Annotated in this window: 20 protein-coding genes and 1 pseudogene; 16 read left to right on the top strand and 5 right to left on the bottom strand. The window is 71.5% G+C overall.

Annotated elements, in window-relative coordinates; translation table 11 throughout:
- Window positions 1–126: 126 nt before the first annotated feature.
- Window positions 127–1,689: a phosphoenolpyruvate--protein phosphotransferase gene (gene ptsP, locus ACZ7OU_RS30685; protein ID WP_470257874.1), complete on the bottom strand. Its 1,563-nt coding sequence runs from the start codon at window positions 1,687–1,689 to the stop codon at window positions 127–129.
- Window positions 1,690–1,792: 103 nt separating this feature from the next.
- On the opposite strand from ptsP, the gene ACZ7OU_RS30680 reads away from it, so the two are divergent.
- The 7 genes from ACZ7OU_RS30680 to ACZ7OU_RS30650 all read left to right on the top strand — a co-directional run bounded on the left by ACZ7OU_RS30680 (window position 1,793) and on the right by ACZ7OU_RS30650 (window position 7,019).
- On the top strand, window positions 1,793–2,554 hold the full coding sequence (locus ACZ7OU_RS30680; RefSeq protein WP_470257873.1) for a DeoR/GlpR family DNA-binding transcription regulator: 762 nt from the start codon (window positions 1,793–1,795) through the stop codon (window positions 2,552–2,554).
- Window positions 2,551–3,495, top strand: coding sequence for a 1-phosphofructokinase (gene pfkB, locus ACZ7OU_RS30675; RefSeq protein WP_470257872.1), 945 nt, complete (start codon window positions 2,551–2,553; stop codon window positions 3,493–3,495). The genes ACZ7OU_RS30680 and pfkB overlap by 4 nt, the downstream gene beginning before the upstream one ends.
- Complete coding sequence (locus tag ACZ7OU_RS30670) at window positions 3,492–3,944, top strand: PTS sugar transporter subunit IIA (RefSeq protein ID WP_470257871.1); 453 nt, start codon at window positions 3,492–3,494, stop codon at window positions 3,942–3,944. Before pfkB ends, ACZ7OU_RS30670 begins: the two co-directional genes overlap by 4 nt.
- 2 nt (window positions 3,945–3,946) lie before the next feature.
- Window positions 3,947–5,395 carry a PTS fructose transporter subunit IIC gene (locus ACZ7OU_RS30665; RefSeq protein ID WP_470257870.1) on the top strand — a complete coding sequence of 483 codons (1,449 nt, stop codon included), beginning with the start codon at window positions 3,947–3,949 and terminating at the stop codon, window positions 5,393–5,395.
- Window positions 5,396–5,406: 11 nt separating this feature from the next.
- On the top strand, window positions 5,407–5,685 hold the full coding sequence (locus tag ACZ7OU_RS30660) for an HPr family phosphocarrier protein (RefSeq protein WP_155544522.1): 279 nt from the start codon (window positions 5,407–5,409) through the stop codon (window positions 5,683–5,685).
- Window positions 5,686–5,787: 102 nt separating this feature from the next.
- On the top strand, window positions 5,788–6,159 hold the full coding sequence (locus tag ACZ7OU_RS30655; protein WP_470243907.1) for a hypothetical protein: 372 nt from the start codon (window positions 5,788–5,790) through the stop codon (window positions 6,157–6,159).
- Window positions 6,156–7,019 carry a hypothetical protein gene (locus tag ACZ7OU_RS30650; protein ID WP_470257869.1) on the top strand — a complete coding sequence of 288 codons (864 nt, stop codon included), beginning with the start codon at window positions 6,156–6,158 and terminating at the stop codon, window positions 7,017–7,019. Before ACZ7OU_RS30655 ends, ACZ7OU_RS30650 begins: the two co-directional genes overlap by 4 nt.
- On the opposite strand, the pseudogene ACZ7OU_RS30645 reads toward ACZ7OU_RS30650, so the two are convergent.
- Together ACZ7OU_RS30645 and ACZ7OU_RS30640 are read right to left on the bottom strand one after the other, a co-directional pair.
- A pseudogene (locus ACZ7OU_RS30645) lies at window positions 7,016–7,930 on the bottom strand (integrase core domain-containing protein). The gene ACZ7OU_RS30650 and the pseudogene ACZ7OU_RS30645 sit on opposite strands and share 4 nt — an antisense overlap.
- A gap of 122 nt (window positions 7,931–8,052) precedes the next feature.
- Window positions 8,053–8,640: a TetR/AcrR family transcriptional regulator gene (locus ACZ7OU_RS30640; RefSeq protein ID WP_470257868.1), complete on the bottom strand. Its 588-nt coding sequence runs from the start codon at window positions 8,638–8,640 to the stop codon at window positions 8,053–8,055.
- 85 nt (window positions 8,641–8,725) lie between these two features.
- Here ACZ7OU_RS30640 and ACZ7OU_RS30635 point away from each other — a divergent pair, with 85 nt between their 5' ends.
- The 6 genes from ACZ7OU_RS30635 to ACZ7OU_RS30610 all read left to right on the top strand — a co-directional run bounded on the left by ACZ7OU_RS30635 (window position 8,726) and on the right by ACZ7OU_RS30610 (window position 14,908).
- On the top strand, window positions 8,726–10,021 hold the full coding sequence (locus ACZ7OU_RS30635; RefSeq protein WP_470257867.1) for a cytochrome P450: 1,296 nt from the start codon (window positions 8,726–8,728) through the stop codon (window positions 10,019–10,021).
- Window positions 10,018–10,908 (top strand): alpha/beta fold hydrolase, encoded by an 891-nt coding sequence (locus tag ACZ7OU_RS30630; RefSeq protein WP_470257866.1) that lies wholly within the window; start codon window positions 10,018–10,020, stop codon window positions 10,906–10,908. The genes ACZ7OU_RS30635 and ACZ7OU_RS30630 overlap by 4 nt, the downstream gene beginning before the upstream one ends.
- Window positions 10,892–11,737 (top strand): SDR family NAD(P)-dependent oxidoreductase, encoded by an 846-nt coding sequence (locus ACZ7OU_RS30625; RefSeq protein ID WP_470257865.1) that lies wholly within the window; start codon window positions 10,892–10,894, stop codon window positions 11,735–11,737. Before ACZ7OU_RS30630 ends, ACZ7OU_RS30625 begins: the two co-directional genes overlap by 17 nt.
- Complete coding sequence (locus tag ACZ7OU_RS30620) at window positions 11,734–13,209, top strand: flavin-containing monooxygenase (RefSeq protein ID WP_470257864.1); 1,476 nt, start codon at window positions 11,734–11,736, stop codon at window positions 13,207–13,209. The genes ACZ7OU_RS30625 and ACZ7OU_RS30620 overlap by 4 nt, the downstream gene beginning before the upstream one ends.
- Window positions 13,210–13,239: 30 nt before the next feature.
- Entirely contained in the window at window positions 13,240–14,106 is an 867-nt protein-coding gene (locus ACZ7OU_RS30615; protein ID WP_470257863.1) for an NAD(+)/NADH kinase, read from the top strand.
- Between the two features lie 118 nt (window positions 14,107–14,224).
- A complete protein-coding gene (locus ACZ7OU_RS30610) occupies window positions 14,225–14,908 on the top strand; it encodes a DUF998 domain-containing protein (protein ID WP_470257862.1) in 684 nt (227 codons plus the stop codon).
- Here ACZ7OU_RS30610 and ACZ7OU_RS30605 read toward each other — a convergent pair.
- Window positions 14,890–15,258, bottom strand: a complete 369-nt coding sequence (locus tag ACZ7OU_RS30605) for a DNA polymerase ligase N-terminal domain-containing protein (protein WP_470257861.1) — start codon at window positions 15,256–15,258, stop codon at window positions 14,890–14,892. The genes ACZ7OU_RS30610 and ACZ7OU_RS30605 overlap by 19 nt on opposite strands.
- 105 nt (window positions 15,259–15,363) lie before the next feature.
- Here ACZ7OU_RS30605 and ACZ7OU_RS30600 point away from each other — a divergent pair, with 105 nt between their 5' ends.
- The 3 genes from ACZ7OU_RS30600 to ACZ7OU_RS30590 all read left to right on the top strand — a co-directional run bounded on the left by ACZ7OU_RS30600 (window position 15,364) and on the right by ACZ7OU_RS30590 (window position 18,379).
- Window positions 15,364–15,801 carry a Fur family transcriptional regulator gene (locus ACZ7OU_RS30600; protein WP_470257860.1) on the top strand — a complete coding sequence of 146 codons (438 nt, stop codon included), beginning with the start codon at window positions 15,364–15,366 and terminating at the stop codon, window positions 15,799–15,801.
- Window positions 15,798–17,309, top strand: coding sequence for a catalase (locus ACZ7OU_RS30595; RefSeq protein WP_470243896.1), 1,512 nt, complete (start codon window positions 15,798–15,800; stop codon window positions 17,307–17,309). Before ACZ7OU_RS30600 ends, ACZ7OU_RS30595 begins: the two co-directional genes overlap by 4 nt.
- 86 nt (window positions 17,310–17,395) lie before the next feature.
- On the top strand, window positions 17,396–18,379 hold the full coding sequence (locus tag ACZ7OU_RS30590) for a YdcF family protein (RefSeq protein ID WP_470257859.1): 984 nt from the start codon (window positions 17,396–17,398) through the stop codon (window positions 18,377–18,379).
- Here ACZ7OU_RS30590 and ACZ7OU_RS30585 read toward each other — a convergent pair.
- Window positions 18,376–18,783 (bottom strand): RidA family protein, encoded by a 408-nt coding sequence (locus ACZ7OU_RS30585; RefSeq protein ID WP_470257858.1) that lies wholly within the window; start codon window positions 18,781–18,783, stop codon window positions 18,376–18,378. The two genes, ACZ7OU_RS30590 and ACZ7OU_RS30585, sit on opposite strands and share 4 nt — an antisense overlap.

Here is an 18,783-nt window from a genome sequence, read left to right as displayed (position 1 = left end):
CGCCCTCGACGCTAGAACCGGGGACGCCGCCCGGCTGTCGCAATTTGAGATTCAGGCATAGCGGGCCATGACGCCGCGGGACGTCGATCGCCAGCACGTTTCCGCGGACTCCGGCCTCCGCACCCGTCAAGCCGACGCGCGGCACGCCTCGAGGTCGACCGCGCGCAGCGCCGCGCCCACGCCCGCCAGGGCCACCGCGTTCATCGACAACGACGTGACACCCAGCCCGACCAGCACCGGCGCCAGCGCCGGATCGGCCGCCGCTTCGCCGCACACCCCGACCGGTTTCCCCGCCACCGCACCGGCTTCCGCGACCATGCCCACCATGCGCAGCAGTGCCGGCTGGTGCGGGTCGTTCAACGCGGCCACCGCGCCGAGCTGGCGATCCGCCGCGAACACGTACTGCGCCAGGTCGTTCGTGCCCAGGGACACGAAGTCGACCTCGGCCAGGATCTCCGCGGCGCACAACGCCGCCGCCGGGATCTCGATCATCACACCCACACGGGCGATTCCCGCCGCGCGCGCCCGCGAAGCGAACCAGGCCGCTTCCGCCGCCGTCGCGACCATCGGGGCCATCACCGACAGCTCGACGCCGGTGTCGCCCGCCGCCGCGGCGATCGCGGTCAGCTGGCGGTCCAGCAGCTCGGGCCGGTCGAACGCGACCCGCAGCCCGCGGACGCCGAGCGCGGGGTTCGGCTCCGCGCCCATCGGCAGGAACGCGAGCGGCTTGTCCGAACCGGCGTCCAGGGTCCGGACGACGACGGGCTTTCCGCCGAACGGCTCCAGCACCGCCGCGTAGGCCGCCCGCTGCGACGACTCCGTCGGCTCGGAAGTCGCCGACAGGTAACAGAACTCCGTGCGGAACAGCCCGATCCCTTCCGCTCCGGCCGCGGCGGCGGCGCGGGCGTCCGACGCCGAGCCGACGTTGGCCAGCAGCTTCACGCGGTGGCCGTCGGCGAGCCGGCCGACCCCGTCCCACTCCGGGCGGGACGTCCTCGCCGGGGCGACCACCTCGCCGTCGGACGGCGCGACCGTGCCCGCCGAACCGTCGACCACCAGCCCGGGCCCGGCGAGGCCGAGCACGCCGGCGCACGCGACGACGGCGGGAATCCCCAGCGCCCGCGCCAGGATCGCGGTGTGGCTCGTCGGGCCGCCCTTTTCCGTCACCAGCGCGAGCACGAGGTCCGGGTCGAGCCCGGCGGTGTCGGCCGGGGCGAGGTCGCGCGCCACCAGGACGCTCGGCGACGTCAGCTCCGGGACGCCGGGCGGGGCCAGGCCCGACAAGGAGGCGACGATCCGGTCGCGCACGTCGGCGACGTCCGCGGCGCGTTCGGCCATGTACCCGCCGGCCGCCCGCAACGCCGTCATGAACTCCCCCGCCGCCTCCCACACCGCGCGCGGTGCCGGCAGCGAACCGTCGAGCACGCGCTTCTCCGCGGACGCGACCAAAGCGGGATCCGACGCCATCGCCGCCGTCGTCTCCAGGACCGATCGGGCATCGCCGGACACGGAACGGGCACGATCGGACAGCGACGCCGCGACCGACTCCGCCGCGGGCCCGATCTTGCCCGCTTCCGCCCGAAGATCGTCCGGCACGGGCAAAGCCGCGGGTTCCCGCAGGTCAGCGACCACGACGACGCGCGGACCGGCGACCCGGCCGGGGCTGACTCCGACTCCGGACAACTGCATGACGAGACCTCCGGGAGAAAAAGATCTAGTAACCAGGGATTGACACTACGGTAACAACGGGCACAATCAAACTGCAACGGGCAAACATCGGAGAGGAACGGGCATGTACGCCGCCGAACGGCATCAGCTCCTGGCACAACGCGCACGGCGCGACGGCCGGGTCGACGTCAACGACGTCGCCACCGAACTCGGTGTCGCCCCCGAGACCATCCGCCGCGACCTCGGCGTCCTCGAACGCCAAGGCGTCGTCCGCCGCGTCTACGGCGGTGCCGTCGCGGTCGACCGGCTCGACTTCGAACCCGAGGTCGCACAACGGGACCAGACCAACGCCGCCGAGAAGGACGCGATCGCCCGGGCCGCACTGGACCTGGTCCCCGACCGCGGCTCGATCCTGCTCGACGCGGGCACGACCACCAGCAGGCTCGCGACGCTCCTGCCCGCCGACCGCGAGCTGACGGTGATCACCAACTCGATCCCGGTCGCGTCGATCCTGGCCACCCGCCCGGGCATCACGCTGCACATCCTCGGCGGCCGCGTCCGCGGGACGACGCTCGCCGCCGTCGAAACCTGGACGCTGCACGCGCTCGACGGCCTGCTCGTCGACGTCGCCTTCCTCGGCGCCAACGGCTTTTCCGCCGAGCACGGCTGCACGACACCGGACCTGGCCGAGTCCGCGGTGAAGGCCGCCGTGGTCGCCGCCGCCCGCAAGCGGGTGCTGCTGGCCGACCACAGCAAGTACGGCACCGACCAGCTCAGCCGGTTCGCGCGGCTGGCCGAGATCGACGTCCTGGTCACCGACAGCGGCCTCGACGCGGGTGCCGTGGCGGAACTCGAAGAAGCGGGCCCGGAGGTGGTGCTGGCGTGATCGTCACCGTGACCCCGAACCCGAGCCTCGACCGGACCGCGCGCGTCGCCGAGCTGCGTCGCGGCGAGGTGATCCGCGCCGAGGCCGTGCGGCTCGACCCCGGCGGCAAGGGCGTCAACGTCGCCCGCGCGCTGGCCGCCGCCGGGACCCCGACCGTCGCGCTCCTGCCCGCCGGCGGCCTGGTCGGCGAACGGCTGGCCGACCTGCTCGCCCCCGAAGGCGTCCCGGTCGTCGCGGTGCCCATCGCCGGGACGACCCGCAGCAACATCACGCTCGTCGAAGCCGACGGGACCACGACGAAGATCAACGAGCCCGGCCCGGAGATCTCCCCCGCCGAGCTGGCGACCCTCGAACGCCGCGCCGTCGAGCTGGCGGGGCGCGCGGAATGGCTGGTGTGCTGCGGAAGCCTCCCCGCCGGCGTGCCCGACGACTTCTACGCGCGGCTCACGAAACTGGCTCACGACGCCGGGGCGAAGGTCGCGGTCGACTCCTCCGGCGCGCCGCTCGACGCCGCCCGCGCGGGCGGCCCGGACCTGCTCAAGCCGAACCTCGACGAGCTGATCGAGCTCGCCGGGCACCCGCTGCCGCTGCTCGGCGACGTCGTCGCCTTCTGCCGCGAGCTGATCTCCGGCGGCGTCGGCCGCGTGCTGGTCAGCCTCGGCGCGCGCGGCGCGGTGCTCGTCGAGGAGTCCGAGACCTGCCACGCGCTCGGCCCGCTGGTCGCCGTGCGCAGCACCGTCGGCGCCGGAGACGCCGCGCTCGCCGGGTTCCTCCACGCGGGAGGAGCCGGCCCCACAGCCCTGCGGACCGCGGTCGCCTACGGCACCGCCGCGGTCACGCAGGAGGGCAGCCGCATGCCCACCCCGCACGACGTGCACCCCGACCAGGTGCGCGTGCTCGACACCGACCCCACCCTCACCCTCAGCGGAGCCGCCGCATGACCACCCCAGACCTGATCACCGCCGACCTGGTCGACCTCGGACTCGACGCCACCGACAAGCGAGGCGTCGTCCGCTCGCTGGCCGAGCGGCTCGTCTCCGCCGGGCGGGTGACCGACCTCGACCTCTTCCTCAAGGACGTCGCCGCGCGCGAAGAGCAGATGGCCACCGGGCTCGAAGGCGGCATCGGCATCCCGCACTGCCGCTCGGCCGCGGTGACCGCGCCGACGCTGGCGTTCGGCCGCAGCGCCGCGGGCGTCGACTTCGGCGCGCCGGACGGCCCGGCGACGCTGATCTTCCTCATCGCCGCACCCGAAGGCGGCGGCAGCGACCACCTCAAGGTCCTGGCCGCCCTCGCCCGCCGGCTCGTCCGGGCGGAGTTCAAGCAGAACCTGCTCGACGCCACCGACGCCGACGACGTCGCTTCGTACATCCGCCAGGAGGTGTCCTGACCATGAAGTTCGTCGCCATCACCGCGTGCCCCACCGGGATCGCGCACACCTACATGGCCGCCGAGTCGCTCGAGCAGACCGCGAAGGCCAACGGCGACACGATCGTCGTCGAGACCCAGGGTTCGGCCGGGTCCGAGCCGCTGTCCGCCGAGGACATCGCGAGCGCGGACGCCGTCATCTTCGCCGCGGATCTCGCGGTGCGGGGCCGGGACCGCTTCGCCGGCAAGCCGATCGTCGAGGCGCCGGTCAAGGCCGCGATCAACGACGCCGCCGGGTTGTTCGAACGCGCGAAGGCCGCGGCCCGGGAGCCCGTCGCCCCCGCTGCCGCCCCGGAGCTGACGTCGAAGGTCGGCGCGAACGACAAGCCCGGTACCAAGGTCCGCCAGTGGCTGATGACCGGCGTCAGCTACCTGATCCCGTTCGTCGCCGCGGGCGGGCTGCTGATCGCGCTGAGCTTCGCCTTGGGCGGCTACAAGATCGTCGACGCGCCGAAGGTCACCGAGCACTTCGACGCGGGGTCGGTCGCCGGCTGGGCCGCGCTGATGTTCCAGATCGGCAGCGCGGCCTTCGACTTCCTGGTGCCGGTGCTGGCCGGGTTCATCGCCTTCGCGATGGCCGACCGCCCGGCCATCGCGCCCGGCTTCGTGGGCGGCGCGATCGCCGTCACCGTCGGCGCCGGGTTCCTCGGCGGGCTCGTCGCGGGTCTGCTGGCCGGTGGCGTCGTGCTGGCGCTGAAGAAGATCCAGGTGCCGAAGGCGATGCGCGGCATCATGCCGGTGGTCGTCTACCCGCTGCTCGGGTCCATTGTGGTCGGTGTGCTGATGTACGTCGTGGTCGGCAAGCCGATGGCGGCGGCCACGACGGGGCTGACGAACTGGCTCAACAGCCTCAGCGGCGCCAGCGCGCTGCTGCTGGGCGCGCTGCTCGGCCTGATGATGGCGTTCGACATGGGCGGCCCGGTCAACAAGGCGGCGTACGCGTTCGCGGTCGGCGGCCTGACCACCGGCGCGACGGCGTCGCTGCAGATCATGGCCGCGGTGATGGCGGCCGGCATGGTGCCGCCGCTGGCACTGGCGCTCGCGTCCACCGTCCGGAAGAAGCTGTTCACCGAAGCCGAACGTGAGAACGGCCGCGCGGCCTGGCTGCTCGGCGCGTCGTTCATCACCGAGGGCGCGATCCCGTTCGCGGCGGCGGACCCGTTCCGCGTGATCCCGTCGATCATGCTCGGGTCGGCGGTCACGGGATCGCTGTCGATGGCATTCGGCGCGACGCTGCGCGCCCCGCACGGCGGGATCTTCGTGCTCCCGCTGATCGGCAGCCCACTGCTGTTCCTGGTGGCGCTGGTGGCCGGGACTTTGGTGGCCGCCGGGTCGGTGATCGCGCTGAAGCAGGTGCGTTTCCGCGCGACCGAACGTTCCGCCGCCGTGTCCGGTCAGACCGTCAACGCGTGAAGGAGTCCACTGTGTACCAACGCCGCACACTCGTCGCCAGCACGGTCGGGCTCCACGCCCGCCCGGCGGGCCTGGTCGCTCGCGCGGCCGCCGGTCAGGCCGCGAAGGTTCGCATCGCGAAGATCACCGGCGGAGTGGCCGGAGATCCGGTCGACGCGGCCAGCGTCCTGGGGTTGATGACCCTGGGCGCCGGTCATGGCGACGAGGTCGAATTGACCGCCGACGGTGACTCGGCTCGGGAGTCCGTCGACGCACTGGCCGAACTGATCGCCCAGGACCTGGACGCTTGAGTTTCGCCTGAAGCCCCCTCCGGACGCCTTCGGCAGGCGTAGCATTCAGACCGATTTGCCGGATTACGTCCGGGCGACGACCCATGGTCGTGAAGGGGGAAGATGGTGCAGGGTTTCGAGGTCGATCCCAAACTGGTGCAGCATGCCGCCGAGCGGGCGACCGAGGCGGTGACGCATTTCGAAGCGCACGGTTCGGCCGTCAAGAAAGCGCAGGCCACGATCGAGGGGAATACCGCCCTGCTGGGCGACTACGGCGACGCCGGAGTGTTCTTCCACGCCTGCGAGAGGTTCGATCACAAGTTCAAAGAAATCTTCGACACGCTCATTTCGCACAACGACAACTTCGTCGACACGGCCCGGCGGCTGGAAGGCGGCCTGCAGGGCGCGTCCAAGCTCTACGCCGAGACCGACGCGGCCGCGAGCGAGCACTTGCGGCGCATCGGCGAATCCTGGGCGGACGGGGGAAGCCGGTGAACCAGCCGCCGTACGTCCCCGACCGCCCGCCGGGGCACTACCCGCAGTTCGACCGGTACGAGAGCCAGTGCGGCGAAGTGGCGCTCTGGGCCCGCTGGGTGGCCGGGTGGGTGGACTGGCTGCTCCACGAACACGGTCCCACCGGTCCGCACCCGGACCGGTGGGCCGACTACCCGTTCGAACGGTTCTTCTACCCGTCCGACGTCATCGCGCAGCAGCAGATCAAGGTCATGCACCAGGCGTGGCCGGCCATCGACGGGCTGCGCTACAAGTCGGCCGGCGAAGAGCACCCGAGCATCGACGTCCTCAACAATCTCGACAGCGCGCTCGGTGCCGCACTCGGGAGGTGGGAAGGCGATGTCGCGGTGGGGGTGCAGACCTACCGCGAAGAACTCGAGAACTACAGCGAGCCCTACATCCTCGCGGTCGGCAAGCTCGGCCAGTGCCTCATCGCGTACTCCCAGATCTTCGAGCAGGCGCGGGCCGACATCGTCAAGGTCATGAAGCAGTTCGTCGGGGCGTTGCAGGCCGCGACGTTCACCGACCCCGGGTTCGAACGGGTCGGCCTGACCGTCTTCAAGGCCATCGGCGACTGGGTGCTGGGCAAGTTCCCGTTCGAGCTCGACAAGATCCTCGAGCTGGACACGGTGCTGGCCGAGGCGGTCGACGGCGCGCAGCAGCGCAAGCCCGCCGCGGCGATCGGCGGCGCGAACTACTGGGAGATCTGCGATGCGTACCTGGTGGCCGCCAACCGGATCTGCGACGACGCCCGCGCGGCGATCGAGGAGCTGACCACGCGCTTGGACAAGGTCGACAGCGAACTGCGCGACCCGCCGAAACTGACCGTCGACGTGGGCTAGTTGTATTGACCCGTGAGGTTGGGGACGCGGCTGGCGGGTGGCTGACCTGCGAGTGACGTGTGTCCTCGGTGGTGGTTGTAGGTGTGCAGCCAGCTCGGTAGCGCTGCTCGGCGTTCGGTTCGGTGCGGTAGGGCTGGCTGTAGGCCCATTCCTCGAGCAGGGTCCGGGTGAAGCGTTCACTTCGCCGTTGGTCTGCGGTCGGTAAGGCCGGGTGCGTTTGTCGACGATGCCCGCTCGCGCAGCGTGTCGCGCCGGAGAAGTGAGCGGTAGCAGGATCCGTTGTCGGTCAGAACCCGCGCGACGGTGATCCCGCAGCTGGTGAAGAACGCCTGCGCCCGGGTCCGGAACGCGGCCGCGGTTTCCTTGGTCTCCTCGGCGAGGATCTCGGTGCAGGCCAGCCGGGAGTGGTCGTCGACGGCGTTTGGCAGGTAGCTGTAGCCCAGATTCGCGCGGCCGCCGATCCGGCGGGGCCGGTCGGGGTCGCGGTGGGCGGCGCTGGTGCGTCCGCCGATGGGGTGCGGCCGTGGATCTGGTGGCCGCCGCCGTCCGGGGATGTTGCCGAGCTTTTGATGTCGACGTGGACAGGTCACCGGGTGCGGGGTGTTCGTAGCGGCGGACCGGGCTGCCGGTGGCTCGGTCGAGGTGGGCGAGGCGAGCCAGCCGGACTTTGATCACGCGTTGTTCGGTTCGGGTGGGTGTCCGGTTGGGGCTGGTCCAGAGCCGCGAGGAACGGTCGGTCATTCCTGCTTCGCCGTGGTTGCGGTAGCGGCCGGCCCGTCGTGCGGCGGTGGAGACCGACACTGGGAACCGTTCGGCGGCTCGCCGTAGCGGCCGGTCGTCGTCGACGACGACGCAGCGGGCCAGGCGCGCAGTCTGCCGGTGGGTGTCAGGGGTGCGTTAGCGTGGGTCACCAGGGCCTCCGTTGGCTGGTGTAGACGTCGCAATCCGCACCGAACCCGGAGGTCCTCCCTCACACCAGGATCATCCGATCACGTGTCGCCCCGTACCCAACCTCCGTGATCAATACAGCTAGTCAGGCCGGGCCGAGCAACGCGAGCGACGCTCGCACCGCGACCGCGGTGACGTCGCCGGCCCGGCCGCCGTCCTCCACCGTCGTCGCGATCAGCTCTCGCAACCCGCCCAGCAGCATGATCGCCAGCTGACGGGACGGCGGACTGATCCCCGCAGCGCGCAACGGCGGTGTGTCCGTCAGACGCTGGGTCATCGCGATGAACCCCTCCATCGCGTCGCGCTGCAGATCGCGCGCCGGGGCGCCCAAAGCGGGCACGTCGCGGATCCAGCTCAGCGTGATCGCCGGCTCGGACTCCGCGCACGCGATCCACGCCTCGATCGCCTGGCGCACCTGGAGCGACCAGGGTGCGCCCGGGTCCACCGCGTCGGAGATCTGCTGGATCATCGCGCGGTTCGCGTCCGCCAGCAGCGCGATCAGGCACTCTTCGCGGCTCGCGAAGTGCTCGTAGAACGTCCGGCGGGACGTGCGGGCGCGGCGGACGATGCCGGCGACCGTCGTGTCGCGGAAGCCGTCCTCGGTGATCGACGCGGCCAGCCCGTCCAGCAGCCGCTGCCGGTGCCGGCGGGTGTCGACGTCCACGGAAGTCACGGTACAAGCCTCCTCTTGAAACGGGATGGTACACCGGCGTACCGTACCGACGGTACGCTCGCGTACCACCAGTTCGGGAGGGTCGATGACGACCGTGACAACCGCGGTGACGCTGCCGCCGGGGCCGGCCGCGCCCCGCGCCGTCCAGGGCGCCTACGCACTGACGCAACCGCTCCGGGGCATGCGACGGCTCAAAGACCGTTACGGCGACGCCTTCACCGTCAACGTGCCGATCTTCGGCCACGCCGTCGTGATCAGCGACCCGGGCGAGATCAAGCAGCTCTTCACCTCCGGGCCCGACCTCGTCGACAACCTCGAGGTCAACCTGGGCCGGGTGCTCGGCCCGCACTCGATGTTCGCCCTCTCCGGCGACGAGCACAGAAAGCAGCGCAAGCTCCTGGTCCCGCCCTTCCACGGCCGCCGGCTCGCCGCCTACGAGAAGATCGTCGAAGAAGAAACCGTCCGGGAGCTGCAAAGCTGGCCGGACGGCACAGCGTTCGCCACCCTGCCGTCGATGATGCGGATCACGCTCAACGCCATCCTGCGCGCGGTGTTCGGCGCCGAGGGGGCCGAGTTCGCCGAACTGCGCGAGCTGCTCCCGCCGTTCGTCACCCTCGGCTCCCGGCTGGCCGTCGCGCCGATCTCCAAGAAGGGCCGCTTCAACCCCTGGCGCCGCTTCGAACGGATGCGCCGCGAGTACGACGCGATCGTCGACCGGCTCATCGCCAAGGCCCGCGTCGAAGAAAAAGACGACGTCCTCGCGATGATGCTGCAGACCCGCTACGACGACGGCTCCGGGCTCAGCCGCGAAGAGATCGCCGACCAGCTCCTCACCCTGCTCACCGCCGGGCACGAAACCACCGCGACGACACTGGCCTGGGCCGTCGAACGCCTCCGCCGCCACCCCGCGCTGCTCGAAGAGCTGAAGAACGGCGACGGAAAGCTGCTCGACGCCACGATCCTCGAGGTCCAGCGCACCCGCCCGGTCATCGACCTGACCGCCCGGCAGGTCAAGCAGGACGGTTACCGGCTCGGCCGCTGGACGTTGCCGAAGGGGTACGCGGTGCTCGTCAGCATCGCCCTGATCCACGACGACGACGCGGTGTTCCCGCACGCGGCCACCTTCGACCCGCATCGCTTCGAAGGCGCGCGCCCGGACCTGTACCAGTGGATCCCGTTCGGCGGCGGCACCCGCCGCTGCCTCGGCGCCGCGTTCGCGACCATGGAGATGACCGTCGTGCTGCGGACGCTGCTGCGGGACTTCGACCTCGTGCCGACCGCCGAGCGCGGCGAACGCTGGCACTCTCGGGGCGTGGCCTACGCCCCCGCCAAGGGCGGCCGCGCGATCGTGCGCCGCCGGAGCACCGGAGGAGATTCGTGACCGAAGAGATCGCCGACGCCGGCCGGGGGATTTCCCTGGCGTACGAACGGATCGGGGACCGCGACGCCGAGCCGCTGCTCCTCGTCGCCGGGCTGGGCCAGCAGCTGCACAGCTGGCCGGACGCGTTCTGCGCGCGGCTCGCGGAGCGCGGCTTCGAGGTCGTCCGGTTCGACAACCGCGACGCCGGGCGCTCGACCCACCCGCGCTTCCGGCCGGCGAGCCTGCCCGCGATGTTCGCCGGGCGCTTCCCGCCGGAGCAGTACGACCTGAAGGACATGGCCGCCGACACCGTGGGCCTGCTCGACGCGCTCGACATCGAGACCGCGCACATCGCCGGCGTGTCCATGGGCGGCATGATCTCGCAGACGGTGGCGGCGCTGCACCCGGTGCGCGTCCGGACCCTGACGTCGATCATGTCGACGACCGGGTCCCGCCTGCTCGGCCGCCCGGCGTTCTCGACGTTGCGGCTGATGGGCGCGAAGCCGCCGAAGTCCCGTGAAGAGGCCGTCGAAAGCGCCGTGACGATGTTCCGGCACATCAGCTCGCACGGCTTCCCCTTCGACGAGGCCTGGGTGCGCGAGAAGGCCGGGGTGGGCTGGGACCGCGACCCGACCGCGGGCGGCGTGGGCCGCCAGCTCGGCGCGATCCTCAAGTCCGGCAACCGGACGGCGTGGCTGCGGAAGATCACCGCGCCGACCCTGGTGATCCACGGCGACCGCGACCGGATGGTCCACCCCACCGGCGGCGCCGCGACAGCCCGCGCGATTCCCGGCGCGCGCCTGGAAACCGTCCCCGGCATGGGTCACGACCTGCCCGAAGGCGCTTGGCCCACCCTGCTCGATCTCATCGACAAGCACGTGAGGAGCAGCGATGTCACGGCCCCGTAGCCTTACCGGCCGTCCGGTGGTGATCACCGGCGCGGCGTCCGGCATCGGCCGGGCACTGGCCACCCGGCTGTCCCGGCTCGGCTCGCCGGTCGCGATCGCCGACGTCGACGCGGACGGCCTGAAAGCCACCGCGTCGGCATTGCACGGCAAGGTCCTGACGCGCGTGCTCGACGTCCGCGACGCCGAAGACCAGCTCCGGTTCGCCGGCGAGGTGCGCGAGTGGCTCCCTTCGCCGCTGGCCGGGGTCTTTAACAACGCCGGCGTCGCGGTCACCTCCAGCGTGCTGGACGCGGTGCCCGAGGACGACGACTGGCTGCACGACATCAACTTCCGCGGGGTGGTGCACGGGACGCGGGCGTTCCTGCCGATCCTCGTCGAGCAGGGTGAGGGCGCGATCGTCAACACCTCCAGCGTGTACGGGCTGCTCGGGGTGCCCTACCAGAGCGCCTACTGCGCGGCGAAGTTCGCCGTCCGCGGCTTCACCGAGTCGCTGCGGCAGGAGCTGGCCGGGAGCGCCGTCCGCGCGATCACCGTCCACCCGGGCGGCATCACGACGAACATCGCGCGCAACGCCCGGGTGCGCCAGGACCCCACCGGGCTCGGCCGGACCCGCGACGAGATGGCCGCGCAGTTCGAGGCCATGACGATGACGTCGTCGGACAAGGCCGCGGCGATCATCCACACCGGCGTCGATCGCGGGAAGGCCCGGATCCTCGTCGGCCCGGACGCCTACCTGTTCGACGCGCTCGCCCGCGTCACCCCCACCCACTACAACGCCGTGCTCACGCGCCTGCTGAGGCGCCCGCGGCGGACGGAGGCCGTGCGATGACCGAGCACGTCGAGGTCCTGATCGTCGGCGCCGGGCTGTCCGGCGTCGGCGCGGCCCACCACCTGCGGACGGCGTTCCCGCGCAAGACGTACGCGATCCTCGAAGCCCGTGACGCCATCGGCGGCACCTGGGACCTCTTCCGCTACCCGGGCGTCCGGTCCGATTCGGACATGCAGACCCTCGGCTACCGGTTCCGGCCGTGGACCAGCGAGAAGGCCATCGCGGACGGGCCGTCGATCCTGCAGTACGTCCGGGACACCGCGGCCGACGCCGGCATCGACCGGCACATCCGTTTCGGGCACAAGGTGGTCCGCGCCGAATGGTCCACGGAGGACGCACTGTGGACGGTCGAGGCCACCCACGACGGTGAGCCCGTGCGCTTCACCGCCAAGTTCCTCTACCTGTGCAGCGGCTACTACGACTACGCGGGCGGCCACACGCCGGAGTTCCCGGGCATCGAGAACTTCGGTGGCACCGTCGTGCACCCGCAGCACTGGCCCGAGGACCTGGACTACGCCGGCAAGAAGGTCGTCGTGATCGGCAGCGGCGCGACGGCGGTGACGCTGGTGCCGGCCATGACCGACCGCGCCGAGCACGTAACGATGCTGCAGCGCTCCCCCACCTACATCCTTTCGCTGCCTTCGGAGGATGCGCTGGCCAACCGGCTGCGCGGGCTGCTCGGCCCGAAGCTCGCGTACCCGATCGCTCGGTGGAAGAACGTCGCGGTGAGCACGCTCATCTACCAGCTCAGCCGGCGCCGCCCCGGCGTCGTCAAGGCGATGATCCGCAAGGCCGCGCTGAAGCAGCTGCCGGCCGGGTACGCCGTGGACACCCACTTCAAGCCGCGCTACCAGCCGTGGGACCAGCGACTGTGCCTGGTGCCGGACGGCGACCTGTTCCGCTCGATCAAGCGCGGTGACGCCTCGGTCGTCACCGACCGGATCGCCTCCTTCACCGAGACCGGCATCCGGCTCGAATCGGGCGACGAGCTGGCCGCGGACGTCGTCGTCACCGCCACCGGGCTGCGGCTGCTGGCCTTCGGCGGCATCGACCTGGTCGTCGACGGCGACCCCGTCAAGCTGCCGGAAACCATGGCCTACAAGGGGATGATGCTCAGCGGCGTGCCGAACTTCATCTTCACGATCGGCTACACGAACGCGTCCTGGACGCTGAAGGCCGACCTGGTCGGCGAGTACTTCGTCCGCCTCCTGCGCCACCTCGGCCGCGGCGGGTACGACCAGTGCGTGCCGGTCAACGACGACCCGGCGGTCACCGAGCGGCCGCTGCTCGACTTCGACGCGGGCTACGTGCTGCGGGCGATCGACGAGTTCCCGAAGGCCGGCTCGCGGGCGCCGTGGACGCTCGGCATGAGCTACGCGCACGACGTCGTCAAACTGCGGCACGGCCGGATCGACGACGGCGCGCTCCGGTTCTCGCGACGCAAGGCGGGAGCGGGCACACTGAGCGCATGACGCTCTCTTCGCTCGTCCGGGACCGCTGACATGCACTCCGCGGGACTCGTGCTGCACCCCCGCCGCGACTCGGCGGCCGCCGTCGAGGCCGTGCTCGGCTGGGCCGGCAACCGCAACATCGAGATCCTCGGCATCGCCGACGAGATCGTCCGCCTGAACTGCGCGGCGATCGGGGTGACGCCCGAGGAGCTCGGCCGCCGGTCCGACCTGGTGGTCAGCCTGGGCGGGGACGGCACGATGCTGCGGGCCATGCGCCTGGCCGACGGGCAGCGCGCGCCGGTGCTCGGGGTGAACCTCGGCAAGCTGGGCTTCCTCGCCGAGGTCGACGTCCCCGACCTGCCCGGCGCGCTCTCGGCCATCGACGACCACCAGTTCACGGTGGAGCCGCGGCTGGCCGTGGACGCCGTGCTGGACGGACGCCGGATCACGGCGTTCAACGACATCGCGGTGGTGCGCGTGCCGGGCGACGGCAGCGCGGTGGTCGCCGTCCGCGTCGGCGGCCAGCAGTTCGTCAGCTACTCGGCGGACGCGGTCGTCGTCGCCACCCCGACGGGCTCGACGGCGTACAGCTTCTCGGCCGGCGGCCCGATCACCAGCCCGTCGGTGGAGGCGCTGCTGGTCACGCCCGCGGCGCCGCACTCCGCGTACAGCCGGGGCATCGTGCTGTCGGTGCACGACGAGGTGACGCTGGAGCTGCTGCCGACCAGCGGCCGGCTGGCGGTGGAGGTCGACGGCCAGGTCCAGGGGTACGTCTCCCCCGGCGACCGCCTCGACCTGCACGCCCGGCCCAGCGCGGCGCGGGTCGTCCGGCTCGGGATGACGACGTTCTACCAGCGGGCGCGGCGCAAGCTGCGGCTCACGGATTCCGCGGAGATCCCCCAGGACGGCGACCACTGACCCCGGCGGTGTCCTGCGTCACATCTCGGGCGTGTCCCGCGATGATCACGAAACGGTCACGGGTAGCGTCCCCGGCTTGCGCCTGAACCAGCCGAGCCGTCCGGGAGTGTCCCCTTACATGCTGTTGTCTTCGCCGGTCCGCCCCTCACTCCCCGCCCGGCTGCTCGTGCCGGGTGCGCTGGCCACGCTCGCCCTCGCGATGGGCCTGCTCGTCGTGCTGCACCTGGACCGGCGGCTCGCCCCGCTCGACCCGGTCAGCTCGATGCTCAGCGACTACGCGCTGAGCCCCGGCCGCTGGATGTGGGACGCCGCGCTGCTGCTCACCAGCACGGGCTCGGCGCTGCTGCTGGTCGCGCTCTACCGCCGCGGCCTGCTGGCCAACCCGGCGCTGGTGGCGGCGAAGGCGCTGTGGTGCCTCAGCCTGCTCGCGGTCGCCGTCTTCGCGAAGGATCCGCAGGGCGGCGCCATCACGGCCACCGGCAAGATCCACCTGTACGCCTCGGCCGTGACGTGCCTCAGCCTGCCGGTCGTCGGCTGGTCGCTGGGCCGCCGCCACCGCGACGACCCGCGCTGGCGCCGCTTCGCGACCTGGTCGCGACGGCTGGCGCTGGCGGCGATCCCGTTCTACCTGCCGTTCATCGTGCCGTTCGCGGTGAACGTCGTCCTCGGCGGCCACCTCCCGACCGTGGCGACCGGCCTGGTGGAACGCCTGATGATGGTCCTGGAGATCGCGCTGCTCGCCGTGCTCGGCCACTGGGCCCACCGGGCGATGCGGGCCGGCGGTCAGCTCCGGACGGCCTGACCTGCGTCACCCGGCTGTTCGCGCGTGCGGTGCAGGAGCCAGTCGCGGTCGGTGCGGATCAGCGCGTACCGGACCGACTCCTTCCGCCCGTGCAGGGTGAACAGGATCCGCTTGTCCGTCCGGTCGTGCTCCTCCCACCAGCCGGTGTCGGCGACCTTCTTCGTCTCGTCCTCGTAGGCGAGGTGGTCCAGCGCGTGGTCGGGCACGGCGACCGCGAGCCGGTTGCCCTTCGCGTCCGGCGGGAGGCCGCGCGGCACCGCCCACGACCGCAGCACGCCGTCCTCCTCGAGCCGGAGGTCGAAGTGGTGGCGCGGGCGCCAGTGTTCGTGCAGCACGAAGGCCGGTTTCACCCCTTCACCATGCCAGAAAGCCACGCTTCTACCCGTTTTCCGGCCGCTGAAACCGTCCATCCGAGGACTTGACCCGATCCAGAAGAGCGCGCACGGTGGGGTGTCATGAGCGATGTGACCACCACGCTGCGGGCCGCCGGCCTGCGCGTCACCGCGCCCCGGCGGGCGGTGCTCGCGTGGCTGGCCGCGCATCCTCATTCCACAGTGGACGAAATCGGCACCGGGGTCCGCTCGGTGCTGGGATCGGTGTCCACCCAGGCGGTCTACGACGTCCTGGGCGCGTGCGCCACGGCCGGCCTGATCCGGCGGATCGAGCTGCCGGGCCACCCGGCACGTTTCGAACGGCGCGCCGGGGATAACCACCACCACGTCGTGTGCCGCCGCTGCGGGCGGACGGAGGACGTCGACTGCGCCGTCGGCGCGGCCCCGTGCCTGACCCCGGCCGACGCACACGGCTTCCTGATCGACGAAGCGGAAGTGGTGTTCTGGGGCGTCTGCCCCGCCTGCCACGCCACCACTTCCCGGAGAGAGGCAACACCGTGACCGAACCGACCACCACCGACGCCGGCATCCCTGTCGAAAGCGACGAACACTCCCTGACCGTCGGTCCCGACGGCCCGATCCTGCTGCACGACAACTACCTCATCGAGCAGATGGCGCAGTTCAACCGCGAACGCGTCCCCGAACGCCAGCCGCACGCCAAGGGCAGCGGCGCGTTCGGGCGCTTCGAAGTTACCGGCGACGTCAGCGCGTACACCAAGGCCGCCGTGTTCCAGCCGGGCACGAAGACCGACCTGCTGATCCGGTTCTCCACCGTCGCCGGCGAGCGCGGCAGCCCCGACACCTGGCGCGACCCGCGCGGCTTCGCGGTGAAGTTCTACACCAGCGAAGGCAACTACGACATGGTCGGGAACAACACCCCGGTCTTCTTCATCCGCGATCCGCTGAAGTTCCAGCACTTCATCCGGTCGCAGAAGCGCCGCGCGGACAACAACCTGCGCGACCACGACATGCAGTGGGACTTCTGGACGCTGTCGCCGGAGTCGGCGCACCAGGTGACGTGGCTGATGGGCGACCGCGGGATCCCCCGCACCTGGCGCCACATGAACGGCTACAGCTCGCACACCTACATGTGGATCAACGCCGCGGGTGAACGCTTCTGGGTGAAGTACCACTTCAAGACCGACCAGGGTGTCGAGACCTTCACCCAGGACGAAGCCGACCAGATGGCCTCGGCCGACACCGACTACCACACGCGCGACCTCTACGAGGCGATCGAAGCCGGCGACCACCCGAGCTGGACGCTGAAGGTGCAGGTCATGCCCTTCGACGACGCGAAGACGTACCGCTTCAACCCCTTCGACCTCACGAAGGTGTGGCCGCACGGCGACTACCCGCTGATCGACGTCGGCCGGATGACGCTCGACCGCAACCCGACCGACCACCACACCGAGATCGAGCAGGCGGCGTTCGAGCCGAGCAACCTGGTGCCCGGGATCGGCGCGAGCCCGGACAAGATGCTGCTCGGCCGGCTGTTCTCCTACCCGGACGCGCACCGCTACCGGATCGGCGCGAACTACAAGCAGCTGCCGGTCAACGCGCCCGTCTCCCCCGTCCACAGCTACAGCAAGGACGGCGCGATGCGGTACACGAAGGTGTCGGACCCGGTGTACGCGCCGAACTCCAAGGGCGGCCCGCAGGCGGACGTCGCGAAGTACGGGCAGCCTTCGGGCTGGCACACCGACGGCGACATGGTCCGCACGGCGTACACGCTGCGCGAGGACGACGACGACTGGGGCCAGGCCGGGACGATGGTCCGCGAGGTCCTCGACGACGACCAGCGCGGCAGGCTCGTCGACAACGTCGTCGGGCACCTGCTCAACGGCGTCTCGGAACCGGTGCTGCTGCGGGCTTTCGACTACTGGCGCAACGTCGACAAGGACCTGGGCGACCGGATCGAGTCGGGCGTGCGCGCCAAGGCCGACGAGAAGGACCCGAAGGCCGCGGACCAGGGCAACCCGGCGCGGTCGAGCATGCAGCACAAGGCCTGACGGCTCCACAGTGGACGCGGACCCGGTGGACGTACACCGGGTCCGCGTGCTCTACCTTGGCCTCTCCGGGGGAGGGAGGAGGCAGGGTGAACGTCACCGAAGCCGTGCTGCTCGGCGGCGCCGCGGCCGCCCTGCTGGTGTTCGCGGTGCGGCTGGTGCGCGAACCGCGTCGCCTCGGCAACGCCGTCTGGCTGGGTCTCGCGCTCCTGCTGGCCGGGCTGTGGCTGTTGCGCGCGGCGCTGCACCTGGAATGGCTCGTCCCGGTCGTCGGCGTGCTGGTGGCGGTCGTCGCGCTGGTGCTGCCGGTGGCCCTGATCGTCAACGGCGTCGGGATGGTCCGGCGTGAAGGCCGGAGTCTCGCGAACCTGCTCTCGTTCCTGCTCGGCGTCGGCATGCTGGCGCTCGAAGGGCTGTTCTTCGTGCCGCTCGGCCGGTGGGGCTCGGCCCTGGTGGCGACGGCCGCGGTGCTCGCGTGCTACTTCGGGTTCCTGTTCGCGTCACTGCTCGGGTATTCGATCCTGTACGGCAGGCTGCGGCGGCGCACGGGCTTCGACGCGATCATCGTCCTCGGCTGCGGGCTGGCCGAGAACCGCGTGACGCCGTTGCTGGCCGCCCGGCTCGACCGCGCGATCCGGCTGTACGAACGCGAAGCGGCTCCCCCGCTGCTGGTGGTGTCGGGCGGCCGGGGTCCCGGCGAGACGACGACCGAAGCCGCGGCGATGCACGAATACCTGCAGGGGCGGGGAATCCCGGCCGAGCGGATCCGCCGTGAAGACCGCGCGACGACGACCGAGGAGAACCTGGCGTTCTCGGCGGAGCTGCTGCCCGGCGGCGTGCGGCCGCCCCGCGTGCTGGCGGTGACCAGCAACTACCACGTGTTCCGCACGGCGGTGGAGTGCCGCCGCCTGGGCCTGCCGTTCGACGCGACGGGGGCCCCGACGGCGCGGTACTTCCTGCCGAGCGCGCTGCTGCGCGAGTTCGCGGCGCTGATCCTCCACTACCGGCGCACGACGGTCGCGGCGTGCGTGCTGATCGTCGGCACGGGCCTGGCGCTGGCGATCTTCGCCTAGCCGGGCACGGCGGCGACCGCTTCGACCTCCACGGCGTAGTCCGGGCCGGCCAGCGCCGCCACGACCGCGAGGGTCTGCGCGGGGAAGTCGCCGTCCGGGAACCACTTGGCGAACACGTCGGCCTGCGCGGCGCGGTAGCCGGCGAGGTGCTCGGTGCCCGCGACGAACGTCAGCAGCTTGACGAGGTGCTCCGGCCCGGCCCCCTCGGCCGTGAGCAGCGCTTCGAGGTTGGCGAAGATCTGCCGCCCCTGCGCTTCGGGACCGTCGGCGAGCGTGCCGTCGGGCGCCACGCCGAGCTGCCCGGCCAGGAAGACGAGCCGGTGCCCGGCGGGCACCTCGGCGAGGTGGCTGTACCGCCCGAGCGGCGGCGCGACGGTGTCCGGGTTCCAGCGGCGGGGCTTCAC

This window comes from Amycolatopsis sp. NPDC114505 (assembly GCF_055633615.1).
This window is presented reverse-complemented; position numbering and strand designations above follow the sequence as displayed.

Bases quoted from the DNA above. Each gene is read 5' to 3' on its own strand.
- ACZ7OU_RS30600 (WP_470257860.1), top strand. From the start codon at position 15,364: ATGAGCGATGTGACCACCACGCTGCGGGCCGCCGGCCTGCGCGTCACC.
- ACZ7OU_RS30615 (WP_470257863.1), top strand. From the start codon at position 13,240: ATGCACTCCGCGGGACTCGTGCTGCACCCCCGCCGCGACTCGGCGGCC.
- ACZ7OU_RS30665 (WP_470257870.1), top strand. From the start codon at position 3,947: ATGAAGTTCGTCGCCATCACCGCGTGCCCCACCGGGATCGCGCACACC.
- ptsP (WP_470257874.1), bottom strand. From the start codon at position 1,689: ATGCAGTTGTCCGGAGTCGGAGTCAGCCCCGGCCGGGTCGCCGGTCCG.
- ACZ7OU_RS30620 (WP_470257864.1), top strand. From the start codon at position 11,734: ATGACCGAGCACGTCGAGGTCCTGATCGTCGGCGCCGGGCTGTCCGGC.
- ACZ7OU_RS30625 (WP_470257865.1), top strand. From the start codon at position 10,892: ATGTCACGGCCCCGTAGCCTTACCGGCCGTCCGGTGGTGATCACCGGC.
- ACZ7OU_RS30610 (WP_470257862.1), top strand. From the start codon at position 14,225: ATGCTGTTGTCTTCGCCGGTCCGCCCCTCACTCCCCGCCCGGCTGCTC.
- ACZ7OU_RS30655 (WP_470243907.1), top strand. From the start codon at position 5,788: ATGGTGCAGGGTTTCGAGGTCGATCCCAAACTGGTGCAGCATGCCGCC.
- ACZ7OU_RS30680 (WP_470257873.1), top strand. From the start codon at position 1,793: ATGTACGCCGCCGAACGGCATCAGCTCCTGGCACAACGCGCACGGCGC.
- ACZ7OU_RS30635 (WP_470257867.1), top strand. From the start codon at position 8,726: ATGACGACCGTGACAACCGCGGTGACGCTGCCGCCGGGGCCGGCCGCG.
- ACZ7OU_RS30670 (WP_470257871.1), top strand. From the start codon at position 3,492: ATGACCACCCCAGACCTGATCACCGCCGACCTGGTCGACCTCGGACTC.